Raw genomic sequence first — 12,229 nt, 5'->3', positions numbered from 1 at the left:
CTACCCACGTTCTTTCGCGGCGTAGTATTTGCCGTAATAGCCGTAGTAAGAATAGCTCTCACCCATCGATTTGTTCACTTGATTGAGCACCACTCCGAGGACATTGGCGCGCAAGCGAGTGAGCATCTCGAGAACACTGCCCACTTGCTTGCGAGACGTAGAACCAGCGCGCGTGACAACAATCACGCCATCGACGCTGGTAGCCATTTCCAATGGTTCCGCGAATCCGAGCAATGGGGGTGCGTCAAGGATCACCAGTTGGTAGTCCGCAAGCAGATTCTCGACAATGGAATCCATGCGCCCCCGCAGCCAGTCATCCGGACGGCGATTGGGACTGCCTGCCGTAAGGATATGGAGATTCTCCGAGGCCTCCGACTTCTGGATCAGTTCCTCAAGACTTCCCTTCCCCTGAAGATATCCGCAGAGGCCGAGATTGTTCTCAATTGCAAAGCGGCGGTGGACACTTGGGCGGCGCATATCGCCATCGATCAGCAGGGTTTTTGCCCCTTGCATGGCATGCGTCAATGCAAGATGTGCCGCAACAGTCGACTTCCCTTCTCCTGGCTGGGCACTGGTGACCAGCAAAGAACGTAAGTTCCGGTCGAAGTTTGTGAGTAAGATGGCATTGCGGAGCGTGCGAATCGACTCTTCGTATCCGCTCATTGCCGAGTATCCATCTTTGGCAGCACGAACCAATGCCCCTCCGGCATCCATGTTGTTCGCAAGCCCAATCCGGTGTCTCCAGGTCTTCACTTCGGGTAAGGTACCCAGTAACTCAGAACCCAGACCCAACTTGATCTGCTCCGGATCGCGAATGGTATTGTCGAGAGCATCCATGAGAAGCACACCACCAACAGCCAGGAGCAGCGAGAGCAAAAAGGCCAGCCCCGTGTTGAGAATGAGATTTGGCGATACGGGTTCGAGAGGAGTACGAGCCAGATCGGCAATCCGGATCGCACTATTTTGAAAGCTTGCGTTGATGCCCGCCTCCCGGATCTTGCGGACCAGTTCTTCATAGAGCTTCTTGTCGGCGTCTGCCTCCCGCCGCAGATTTTGGTATTCAAAGCTTCGGGAGTTCAGAAGATCCAGTTCCCGCTTGGCCGCACGGACCTGCAACTCCAACATGTTCTCGCGGCTGGAAGCTTCTAAGAATTCCACATTGACACGCTGCTGGATATTCGTCTTGAGAGCAACCAGTTGCTTTTCCAACTCGAGGACTTGAGCGGTTGCTTTGCGATTCTCCGGATGATTCGCCCCAAAGTGCACTTGCACCTCAGACAATTTCTGGCGCGCCTCACTGAGGCGCTCATCCAGTTTCCGCATCGTCTCGCCCTGTGTCGACACCTGGGCCGCCGCGACGGAACCTCCTTCAATGCTGCGCCAAGCAGATTCTTTCTTGACTCGATCGGCCTGCGCCGAGGTGTATTCCTGATTCAGTTGCAGCAGGCGGGCTGAAATGATATTGGTCTTCTCTTCGGGAGAAATCACATTCAGATCACGTTCAAATTGCAGGAGAGCTGCCGAGGAATGTTCCATCTTCGCGTGGAGTTCGTCCAGTTGCTTTTCCATGAAGTGAGAAAGCCCGACCGAGGACTGATATCGAATGTTATAGCTGTGATCGAGATAGGAATTCGCGATGGCATTCACGGTATCCGCGGCCAACTTAGGGTCGGCAGATCGATAGCTGACTAACATCAAATAGGTATTGGGGGGCCGTGAAACTTTCAATCCATCGAGCATCACCGGCGCATCTTTCTGCTGTTGCTCGGTATAGGGTGCAACAAGCCGGAATCGCGAGGGCTTGCGCAGCGGAAGCTTATAGCGATCGACCACCGGACGTAAGACAGAATCCGACTGCAACATTTTGACCTGTGTCGCCAGATACTGATCCGCATCATTGCTCATCGAGCGATTGGAATCCTGGCCGATGACTCCGGTCGGAGTCTGGCGGTCGACATCGATCGTCACTGTCGCTTCATAGATCGGAACCATCTGCATCGAAAGGGCAAGAGCCAGCAGCGTTGCCGCCAGGACAAAAAAGCCAATCCGCCAGGCATTGCGGCGGAAGAGCCAATAATAGTGGGAGAGCGGAACCGTCGCTTCCAAACCAGACGGCGGCGCCTCTTGGGCTGGAAATGAGGGAACGCGGACCGGGTCGATCGTAAGATCGAGGCTGCGCGATTTTTCGAGGCTCCGTGCGAGCGGGATGAGCCCTTCTTCTGGAGTATCAACCATGAGCGGACACCAGTTCTTTCTCCATCAGGCGGCCAAGCTGATCTTCGAGCTTGCGAACTGAGATCTCCAACTCCTGCCAACGGTTCTCATGAGACGGTTCCACAGCGCCGGCCAGCACGGCAGCGCGCGCATAGTCAGAAACACTCCGGGCTCCAGAACGAAAACAGGTATCTTTGAGCCGCTCATACTCGTCTTCACTGAGACGAAAATTCACCAGACGCGTGCGGGGGCGATAGACAGGCAAGAGAGGAACTCCTTTGGCAACGGACAAAATACGCGTCCGGCGCAAGTGCTCTGGCCATCGATGGATACGAACGGCAAGAGGAAATACGCCGTCGCACTACTTTGATCGGACAATTGCAGATCTCAAATAGTCAGCCATCACACTTTCCGGAGGTACTCCCGAAAGGCTGTGGGGCAGGGCTGTAGCAAGGAATTCCGCGGGATCGAGAGGCTGGAATGCATCTGAAGCTGGGGTCACAGGGAGGGCCAACCGGTATCCCTGGGCATCCACTGTCATCTCTTGGCTCCGGCATCGACTACAGGGTGCGGCGATCGAGAATCGTAACAATCGGCCGCGTTTTGCGCCCTGTCGTCACTTGGAGTCACTCCCGCAGGTCGTGAACCATGCAGGCGAAAGCCTCCGCGATGTGACGCACTCACAGAGCAGAATCCCCTGCTGTGGGTTTTGCCATCAATCTCAGGTAGCCGTCAGAAAGGCTCATTCTGCACCGCTGACGAGCATCGCTTTCGGACTGCGGATCCCCTAAGCTGCTCAAAAGTGACTTACGGCCTCTAATCAAGACGGGAGTGTGCGTTTGAGGAAGAGGCCAGCAAAGGCAATGAAGTCCATGCCGGCAATAATTTTGGGAAGGTGTTCGAGGTGACGGGATCGTATCGCCCATTCAAACGTTCTCTCGACGCCCCTTCGTCGAGAAAGCAGGACAAGACCGTTCTTCGCCGATCCCTACGCGACCTCTTATATCTGTTCAGCCAGAATCTGGACCTTGCTGCCTTTCATCGTTTCGCACCGTCGTAGCCGGCTCGGAGGTTCCGGTGTCGACTGCAATGTACTGTTGTCTAGAATGGCCGCGCTCGGTGCGCAGTACCTCTCGAAGGTCATGAACCGTGGCATCAAAGTACTTGCGCTCGCATCCAGCGTTGTGTCTGTGGATCGACCACGTACCAAGGCGCTCTGCACTTCATCAGATACTGCAAGCCGTTGGACAACTCCCGCAGCGCAAAATCGTGCTCCGGGGCTTCTTCATCCATCAACATCAGGTAGGGCACTGCAACTCCCGCTCTTCGCCGCTCACGTCAACCTGTTATCGCTTTCGGATATCAGGAGACGCCCTCCGAAAGCAGCTCTCATGGGAATTACAGTCTCTGGTGCCTGTAATTCACTTTGATTCAATGCAGGGATGCCAGCGACGATTTTGGGAAGGCGTTCAAATTCTCGAATGAGTCAGCGGAATCGTGTAGCCCACCCAAATGTTCCCTCGACGACCCATACAAGACAAAGCCCTTCTCGGCCGTCGACAGCTTGACTACATCCAATTGGATTTCGTGTTGGCTGGTGGTAGCAGCAGCCGTCGATCCGGTGTCACCCTGGTCCACCCGTGCCAATGCAACACTGGCTCCGGTGACCTCTTGCATCTGTTCAGCGAGAATATGGATGAACCTGTGCGCGATCCTCTTCCTCGGCGGGAATGACGTGAAGCGCCAACAGATGCCCCAAGGGAGCAACGGCAATATGGACCTTGCTTCCTTTTCGTCGTTTTGCTCCGTCATAGCCGGCTCGGGCTCCGCTTTCCGGTGTCGATTGCAAGGTATGGCTATCGAGAATCGCCGCACTCGGTTGCGCCTGCCGTCCTTCCCGCAAACTCCGTACCTCTCGAAGGTCATGAACCATGGCATCAAAGCACTTGCGCTCGCATCCAGCGTTGTGTCTGTGGATCGACCACGTACCAAGGCGCTCTGCACTTCACCAGATACCGCAAACCTCCCGCAGTGCAGAATCACGCTCCGGGGGCTTCTTCATCCATCAACATCAGGTAGGGCACTGCAACTCCCGCTCTTCGCCGCACATGTCGGTCTGGTATCGCTTTCGGATACTCGAGAAAACCATCCGAAAGCGGCTCCAATGGGAAGACAGTCTCTAGATGCTTTGGGAAGCCGGTGTTTCCTGATCTTTGTACTGCAGCTCGTACAGCCGCCAATAGATTCCGCGCAGACGCAGAAGCTCCTGGTGCGTTCCGCTTTCCCGGAGATGGCCCTTGTGCATCACCAGAATCCGATTCGCCTTCTGGATCGTGCTGAGACGGTGAGCGATGACAATCGCAGTGCGGCCCTGGAGCATCACGTCGAGAGCACGCTGGATCAGTTGTTCGGTTTCTGTGTCGACGCTCGAGGTGGCCTCATCAAGAATGAGGAAGCGAGGCTCGCGGACCAAGGCTCGCGCAAAACTGACCAGTTGTTTCTGCCCGGTGGACAGCCCGGTGCCACGCTCCTGGACTTCCATATCGAGACCGGCGGCGCGGGAGGCAATGAAGCCCCAGAGATTCACCCGGCGGCAGGCATCCTCGATGCGCGCATCGTCAATCGATTCGTCGCCCAGGCGAATGTTATCCCGGAGCGTGCCAGTAAAAAGAAAGGGATCCTGCAGGACGACACCGAACTGGGAGCGAAGCTCCGACGGAACCAGCGAACGTACGTCGAGACCACCCACCTTCACCCGGCCACGTTGTACGTCATAGAAACGCAGCATCAGATTGGTAATAGAAGTCTTGCCAGCGCCGGTGTGCCCGACAATAGCGACGGTCTCTCCAGGAGCAACACGGAAGCTCAGATCGTTGAGAATCCAGTCTTCGCCTTTGTAGGCAAAGCCGACATTCTCGAATTCGATGCTGGCCTCGCCGCTGGGAGATTGCGGGTCCACAGGAGCCGTGATGTGCAGAGGCTCGTCAAGCATGCCGAATACCCGCTCACTAGCGGCCATTGAACTCTGCACCGTGTTGTATTTTTCACTGAGGTCCTGGATGGGACCAAAGAAGCGCATCGCGAATTGGAAGAAGGCGACCAGAACTCCAACCGTCAGTTCCCCATCGCGGACCTGAAAGCCGCCCCAGGCCAAAACAGCGCCCATGGCAATCATGCCTTCAAATTCGACCACCGGGTAGAACCAACCGTAAGCGACAATCGAACTCTTCCAGGCATCCATGTTCTCCCGGTTGATGGCTTCAAAATCAGCCTTCGCGCGCTCTTCCCGATTGAAGAGCTGCAACACGCTCATGCCACTGGTGTGTTCCTGGAGAAAGGAGTTCAGCTTGGCCATTGCGACGCGCTGGCGGCGGTAATCGGTACTCACCTGCTTGCGGAAAACCATCGTGGTGAGGACGACAAAGGGCAGGATGCCGAGCATGATCAGAGTCATCTGCCAGCTCATGCGGAACATCGCCAGCAGAACAAAACCAATCATCATCAGGTCGCCGAGAATCGTGATCAGCGCGGCGGAAAAGAACTCGTTCAACTGATCGACGTCGCTGGTCACCCGGGTGACAATGCGGCCAACCGGATTGCGATCGAAAAACTGGACATCAAGGCGCTGGAGATGGGCGTAGAGCTTCCGGCGGATGTCGAACATGATGCGCTGGCCGGTGTACTGCATTGCGAGTTGCTGGCCATACTCGAGGACCAGGCGGAGCAACAACAGGCCGGCGAACAAGGCGCTGATGAAGGCGAGTCCATTCCAGACATCGGCCGGGAGCCATTGGTTGAGAAAACTCAGCGGTCCTTCAAAGCCGACGGACTTCTTGACGATGTAATAATCGATCGCAACTTTCGTCAGAAGCGGCGTGCCCACCTGAGCAAGGGTCTGGCCGGTCAACAGGATGAGGCTGAGCAGCACGGCCCCGCGATAGGGCCATGCATAAGGCAGCAAGCGCCGCAGTTGGCGCGTATCGTAAATCTTGCCCTGAACCTTTTCTTCCACTTAATTCCTATTCTCAGGCAGACGCAGTTTGCCTCTCCAGTTGGCCCAGGCCCAAACGATGCCCGTCGTTCCGCTCAGCACCCCGGCCACGGCCGCGATGGTGCGCGGATTGACGCTCTCCGTCGCAATCCCAGCAACAAAGAGACTCACCATCATGGTGGACCAGGTCATGGTCTCCATGGTGGCAAAAACACGGCCTCGATATTGATCGCTGGCATATTGGAGGATCTTTGCATAGTTGACCACGCTCGACATTGCCCCAGCAGCGCGCGACATTCCAATAAAGAGAAGGGCCAGCGCAAAATTGCTCTCCAGTGCAAACGCGACGTAAAGTGCGCCATGGAAGATATAAGCGATACTGACGGTCCGTTTATAGCCTTCAAACTGGAGACGCTTGTTGAGCCAATTGGCGAGAATCCCGCCAACCACCAGACCACAACCAGCCGCCCCCCAGATGATGCCGATGCCCGCTGCGCCGCGATGGAAAACACGCTCGCCAAAGACGCTGAACAGGATTTGTGCCGCTCCGCCGCCAGTCGCCCAGCCCACGCCAATCAGGGCGATGGCCAGCAACAGGGGCTCGCTCCGCATATAGCGGAGACCTTCCAGAAATTCGCGATGTGGATGGAAGTCCCGCTTAGTGTGCGCCAAGGGGGGTAGGAACTCGCCGGGCCGGGTACGGAAGGCCATCAGGCAGGCGGCACTCCCCAGAAAGCTGATCGCATTCAAGATAAATGCCCATTCGTAGCCCAGAGCGGCGACGGAAGTTCCTCCCAGGAAAGCTCCCACGCCAGTAGTCGCCCAAGCAGTCGTCTGAGTGAGAGCGTTTGCCGCTTGCAGCTCCTGGCCGCCTGCAACCACAGGAAGGATCGAATTGCGGCCACTCGTAAAGAAAGGGCTCGCGAACATCAGGATCGCACTCAGGATAAACAATGGGGTGTTTGAGCCCTGGGCCAGAGCAAAAATGAAACCAAGCGAGACAACCGCCCGCACCAGGTCGCTCATGATCATGACTTTCCGTCGATCGTAGCGATCCAGCGTCACACCGGCCAAGGGGCCTGCCACGAGCATCGGAATGGCTCGCGCGATCAGAATGCCACCGACAAGAAGCCCGCCGTGCTCCTGACGGATTGCCAGCGCAAAGACGGCGATGTTGTTGAAGTGATCCCCGATATCGCTGACAATCTGGCCCGCCCAAAGGAGACGATAATTCCGATTGCGCGCCAGCAATTGCGGGATGGTGACCGCCATCAAAAGCGCTCCGTCAGAAAGACGCCCAGCAGGATCATCAGGCCGCCCCCAAGTAGAGCGGGACTCAGCGATTCCCCGAGGAGTGGGATGGCCATGGCAGAGGCCAGGACAGGTTGCAAATAGGTAAAGGTGGTGAGCTGGGTGGCGGGCAACTGCTTCAGCACACGGTAATACAGCAGGAAGCAGAATACGCTCGGGACTGCCGCCATAAAGAGCAGACAAGCCCAACTAATGGGCAGGAGCCGATGGAAGGGGAAATCCACCGCAAGCGAAAGAGTGGCGGGGAAAAGGAAAATTCCGGCGCCGAGATAGTTGAGGGTCACCGTCCCGATCGGGGAGAGACGGCCGCTCAAGGGCTTTGCAAAAACAGTGAAGACAGTGAAGCAGACGCAGCCGAGAAAGACTAACGCGTCACCAATAAGCGAGGCATCGCCGCCGCTCTTGGTCTGCAGCAGGCCGATGCCAGACAAAGCAATGGTCATGCCAATCAACTTCCGCGGACGGAAGCTTTCCTGCCCGATGGCAGTGGACAGTGCGTATGTGAGCAACGGCGTCAGCCCGACGATCAAAGCGCCGTGCGCAACGCTGGTCTGGCGGACACCCATTGCAAAAAAGAGTTGGTTTGCGGCCATACCCAGCGTGCCCAAACCGAGAAAGCGCCAGAACATCGGCCAGGTCCACTGGTGTGGCCGCTCGCGCAGATAGAGCGGGATGCAGATGCAGAGCGCGAGCAGAGTTCGACATCCGGTGAGGAGTACAGGGTTCCACTGGCGCATCGCCACTTTGCTTGTGATGAAGTTGAAACTCCAAAGCAAAGTGATCAGAAACATCAGGGCATATAAGGTTCGTCTACTACTTCCGTCGTTCAAGGCTTGTTGATCGTCTCCCGCCGGATGCTAATGCTGTCGAGAAATGCAAGGTCGATTCCGTAGCCGAAGCCAATGCCTTCGCTCACCGTGATGGTGCCGTGCGCGGAGACCTCCACTGGCGTGGTGATCACTTCCTGCTTCCAGTAGCGCTTTGAGGCGCTCACGTCACCAGGCAGAATGAAGTTCGGCAGAGTGGACAATGCGATGTTGTGTGCACGGCCGATTCCCGACTCAAGCATGCCGCCACACCACACCGGAATACCGTGCGCGCGGCAGACATCATGAACCTTGATCGCTTCAGTAAAGCCACCGACGCGGCCCAGCTTAATATTAATGATCTTGCCGGCGCCTAAGCGAATCGCCTGCTCCGCTTGATGTGCGGAGCGGATGCATTCGTCGAGGCAGATGGGCGTCTTCAGCTTGGCCTGGAGTTCGGCGTGGTCGATGATCTCGTCGTGCGCCAGTGGCTGTTCGATCATCATCAGATCAAACTCGTCGAGCGCAGCCAGAAGCTCCCAGTCCGCCAGAGTGTAGGCGGAATTCGCATCTGCCGTTAGAAGAACTTTGGGGAAGCGTGCACGAACGGCACGGATCACTTCCACATCCCAACCGGGCGCGATCTTCATCTTGATGCGACGGTAACCGGCGTTCAGCTCTGTTTCAATCTTGCCGAGCAATTGGTCCACGCTGTCCTGGATGCCGATGGAGACGCCACAGGCAATCTCTTTGATTGCTCCGCCGCCGATGGCCTTGTACAACGGGATGCCTTTCAGGCGAGCTTCAAGATCCCAGCAGGCAGCCTCCAACCCTCCACGCGCCATCAGGTGGCCACGGATGTGGGCGGAACGGGCCGCCACTTCAGACGCCGCCTGGAACTCCTGGCCGATCACGCGAGGAGCCACATAATCGCGCAGCAGCGGCCAAACCGAGCCGGTCCACTCTTCGTTGTAGAACGGATTCTCACCGGCAGTGACTTCGCCCCAGCCACTGACGCCGCCCGAGATCACCTCGACAAGAACAATGTCGCGCGCGTAAGTGCGGCCAAAGCTGGTTTGGAAAAAGTGCACCAGCGGCATCTGGATATGCCGCAACTTGATTTGATCAATTACGAATGCCATTTGCCTAAGATGTAAGTCCCTTGTGTCTCACTGCGCTCAAAACCAAATACAGCGAGCCCAGCGCGAAAATGCTCCTGGAACTGATCGCTGATGGCAGCCTGCGCCTGGCGAGCGCGCGCCGGGTCAGACTTCTTCCAATCCTGAATCGCCATAGGAACCACGATGCGCGCGGCCTCCGCAGGACGTTCGATCTTTTCGGCCAGATACCATTCGGCGACGCACCGGTCTGTGGGAAGCCCACCGTGCAGATCGCTGGTGGTGGTGCCGTACTGGTTGAGAACGTAGCGGCGCACCACGGCGCCCAGCCGCTCAATATTGAAGAAGGCGTTCTTCACCTCGAGCGGATCGAAGGTCCATTCAATGAGAGTGATGCCCCGGGAGAGCGCCTCTTCCTTTTGTTTCAACTTCAACAGGCGGCCGATTCCGGCGTTGCGGTATTCGCTCAACACCCCCATCATGTGGCTGTGCAGATAATAGCCGCCTCCGGACTTGAGCCCGGGAATGGCGAGTAAAAACGCGACCATACGGCCCTGATCGAAGGCTCCAAAGATTTGCCCGCCCACTTTGCTGGCCACCACAAAGAGACGCACCGGCAGCAGTTCGAGGTCTGCAAAACCCCAGATTGTGCGCTGTAGATCGACCGCCTCCGTGAAGTCAGCCAGAGAGCTCAGCGGGCGGACTTCAATCATGATTGCTTGGCCTCTTGCCAGAAAGCTTCCATCTCTTCGAGAGAGGCGGTCTCAATGGGTTTCTCCTGTTCCCGCAATCGAGCTTCTACATGGCCAAAACGTTTGCGGAACTTCGTGTTGGTATGACGCAGCGCCTGTTCCGGATCCACTTTTGCCCAGCGGGCCAGATTGACCACAGTGAACAGGAGGTCGCCGATCTCGCCTTCGATGTCCGCAGCATTGCCGCTTTGCCGGGCCTCGGCGAGTTCGTCCAACTCCTCGCGGAGTTTGGCGAGAACATCGTCGTAGTTCTCCCATTCAAAGCCCGCCTTCGCAGCTTTCTTTGAGATCTCGATCGACTCCATCAGCGCCGGCTGCGCGCGATTCACACTGTCGAGAAGGCCGCTGTCGCGAGTTCCCTTCTCTGCCGCTTTGATCTCATCCCATTTTGTTTTGACGTCCTCGGCAGTGTCCGCCTGCCCGTCGCCAAAGATGTGCGGATGACGGCGAATCAGCTTCTCATTGATGCTCCGCAGCGTATCGTCAATGTTGAAATGCCCTGCCTCGGCGGCCATTTGCGCATAAAAGACCGGCTGCAAAATCAAATCCCCTAACTCTTCACAAAGGTTGGGAAAGTCCTTGCGCTCGATCGCATCGATCACTTCGTAAGTCTCTTCGATCGTATGACGCTTAATACTGTCGAAGTCCTGCTCACGGTCCCACGGACAACCATCAGGCGCACGAAGACGCGCCATAATATCAACTAATTGTTGGAAGGAAGTGCCAGCCTCTGAACCCACGTAATTTCCAGTTTATCATCCGTCCCGCCCAATTCCCTGCCGACCTCGCGCGGGTGCGACAGCTTTTTCGTGACTATCAGGCTGACATCGCTGCCGATCTCAGCTTCCAACATTTTGACGCCGAATTGGCCACATTCCCGGAACCTTATGAAGCGATTCTGATCGCCGAAGAACAGGGAATCGCCTGCGGATGTGTTGGATTCGCCCCTTTGCCGATGGAATTGCCGAATTGAAGAGGCTCTTTGTGTCGCCCACGGTGCGCGGCTCCGGATTGAGTCGAAGATTGCTGCTCCAAGCGGTTGAGGAGGCCCGGCGCCGGAGCTATCGCGATACGATCGTCATGAAAATGCCCAGCGCTATGGCTCTTTACCGAGCGCTGGGCTTCGAAGAGGTCGCAACCGTCGGAGGGAAAACTCGGCCGGATCTCGTCGATATGGAACTCGATTTATGGGCGTTCCCTCCGGTTGACGGCAAGGCCGATTAGCCCAACGGCACAGAGCAAGTAGGTGGAGGGTTCGGGAAGTTCACCGGAGGGGGGAGGGTCGACCGGGCCATTGTTTCCACCCGTAGCGGCGATTTGGCCGTAGGCAAAGTTGTCGAGCAGAATCAGGTTGTAATCGTAACCGGGAGGAGCATTGATCAGCAGCCGGACGCCGCTGACATTTGCCGTGGTGGTGAAGCCGTAGAAATTCGTACCGGGCGAGCCGGGAGCCACGGGCAGCGATCGCGTTGCTACCGGGCTACTGGAACCTGTTTCATACAGCAGGAAGGTGAGGATGATGGGCGTCGGATTTGTCGAGTAAACAGCTGCCGCCCCCGAACTTTGTAAAAATCGCAGCGCAGAGTAGTCAAAACTGACGCTTCTGATGCCGCTCACCGCACTGACGTCAATGTACAGCCCATTCCCACTTACGTTTGTAGCGCCATCCACTCCCCCCATTAGAATTCCTCCATCACCCATGGCATAGCCTGCATCTGGAGTCCAGCGGTAGGTGTAATAGCGCTTGTCCACTGTGTCGTTGTAATAACCGGTGTAGTTCACCGCCCCCAGCGTGACGCCAGCCGCCGTAGCACTGTAATTTGTGCCGGGCTGATTGAAGTTCTCTGTGACCGTACCTGTCGTAACAGCTGCCCAGGAGGCCTTGTTGGTGTATTCATTCAAGATTGTCGCGCTGGCGGGACGAGCAAGACACAAGGCGGATATCACCGCAAGAGCAAGTGGGGAGGTTCTACATTGCATGATCACGGGGATAGTGCCAGCAACAGACGGCTTGTCTCCCGCTTTAATAAACGGGGT

Annotated in this window: 11 protein-coding genes and 2 pseudogenes; 2 read left to right on the top strand and 11 right to left on the bottom strand. The window is 56.7% G+C overall.

Going from position 1 to position 12,229, the window contains the following annotated elements:
* From M017_RS0123240 to M017_RS0123215, 6 genes are all read right to left on the bottom strand, one after another.
* On the bottom strand, positions 1-2,235 hold the full coding sequence (locus M017_RS0123240; RefSeq protein WP_031500633.1) for a GumC family protein: 2,235 nt from the start codon (positions 2,233-2,235) through the stop codon (positions 1-3).
* A complete protein-coding gene (locus M017_RS0123235) occupies positions 2,228-2,479 on the bottom strand; it encodes a plasmid mobilization protein (protein WP_155121587.1) in 252 nt (83 codons plus the stop codon). The genes M017_RS0123240 and M017_RS0123235 overlap by 8 nt, the downstream gene beginning before the upstream one ends.
* 890 nt (positions 2,480-3,369) lie before the next feature.
* Entirely contained in the window at positions 3,370-3,525 is a 156-nt protein-coding gene (locus tag M017_RS30000) for a hypothetical protein (protein WP_202901713.1), read from the bottom strand.
* 370 nt (positions 3,526-3,895) lie between these two features.
* On the bottom strand, positions 3,896-4,147 hold the full coding sequence (locus tag M017_RS29530; protein WP_155121586.1) for a transposase: 252 nt from the start codon (positions 4,145-4,147) through the stop codon (positions 3,896-3,898).
* 246 nt (positions 4,148-4,393) lie between these two features.
* Positions 4,394-6,226, bottom strand: a complete 1,833-nt coding sequence (locus M017_RS0123220) for an ABC transporter ATP-binding protein (protein ID WP_035958798.1) — start codon at positions 6,224-6,226, stop codon at positions 4,394-4,396.
* On the bottom strand, positions 6,227-7,477 hold the full coding sequence (locus tag M017_RS0123215) for an MFS transporter (protein ID WP_031500630.1): 1,251 nt from the start codon (positions 7,475-7,477) through the stop codon (positions 6,227-6,229). It lies immediately after the preceding gene.
* Between M017_RS0123215 and M017_RS30825 the strand changes: the two are divergent.
* Positions 7,457-7,522, top strand: a pseudogene (locus M017_RS30825) (hypothetical protein); the annotation flags it as partial. The gene M017_RS0123215 and the pseudogene M017_RS30825 sit on opposite strands and share 21 nt — an antisense overlap.
* 26 nt (positions 7,523-7,548) lie before the next feature.
* On the opposite strand, the pseudogene M017_RS0123210 reads toward M017_RS30825, so the two are convergent.
* From M017_RS0123210 to mazG, 4 genes and pseudogenes are all read right to left on the bottom strand, one after another.
* Positions 7,549-8,307: pseudogene (locus tag M017_RS0123210) on the bottom strand (DMT family transporter); the annotation flags it as partial.
* A 35-nt stretch (positions 8,308-8,342) separates the two neighbouring features.
* Positions 8,343-9,464 (bottom strand): o-succinylbenzoate synthase, encoded by a 1,122-nt coding sequence (gene menC, locus M017_RS0123205; protein ID WP_031500628.1) that lies wholly within the window; start codon positions 9,462-9,464, stop codon positions 8,343-8,345.
* Positions 9,452-10,153, bottom strand: coding sequence for a GNAT family N-acetyltransferase (locus M017_RS0123200; RefSeq protein WP_031500627.1), 702 nt, complete (start codon positions 10,151-10,153; stop codon positions 9,452-9,454). The genes menC and M017_RS0123200 overlap by 13 nt, the downstream gene beginning before the upstream one ends.
* A complete protein-coding gene (gene mazG / locus M017_RS0123195; protein ID WP_031500626.1) occupies positions 10,150-10,932 on the bottom strand; it encodes a nucleoside triphosphate pyrophosphohydrolase in 783 nt (260 codons plus the stop codon). Before mazG ends, M017_RS0123200 begins: the two co-directional genes overlap by 4 nt.
* Before the next feature lie 190 nt (positions 10,933-11,122).
* On the opposite strand from mazG, the gene M017_RS28225 reads away from it, so the two are divergent.
* Positions 11,123-11,416 carry a GNAT family N-acetyltransferase gene (locus M017_RS28225; protein WP_051670771.1) on the top strand — a complete coding sequence of 98 codons (294 nt, stop codon included), beginning with the start codon at positions 11,123-11,125 and terminating at the stop codon, positions 11,414-11,416.
* Here the strand turns inward: M017_RS28225 and M017_RS0123180 are convergent.
* Positions 11,378-12,172, bottom strand: coding sequence for a PEP-CTERM sorting domain-containing protein (locus M017_RS0123180; protein ID WP_162180027.1), 795 nt, complete (start codon positions 12,170-12,172; stop codon positions 11,378-11,380). The two genes, M017_RS28225 and M017_RS0123180, sit on opposite strands and share 39 nt — an antisense overlap.
* Positions 12,173-12,229 lie beyond the last annotated feature (57 nt).

Origin of the sequence: Bryobacter aggregatus MPL3 (genome assembly GCF_000702445.1) — a bacterium.
Classification (GTDB): domain Bacteria; phylum Acidobacteriota; class Terriglobia; order Bryobacterales; family Bryobacteraceae; genus Bryobacter; species Bryobacter aggregatus.
The sequence above is the reverse complement of the archived record's forward strand: the minus strand, read 5'-3'. Positions and strand labels throughout refer to the sequence as shown.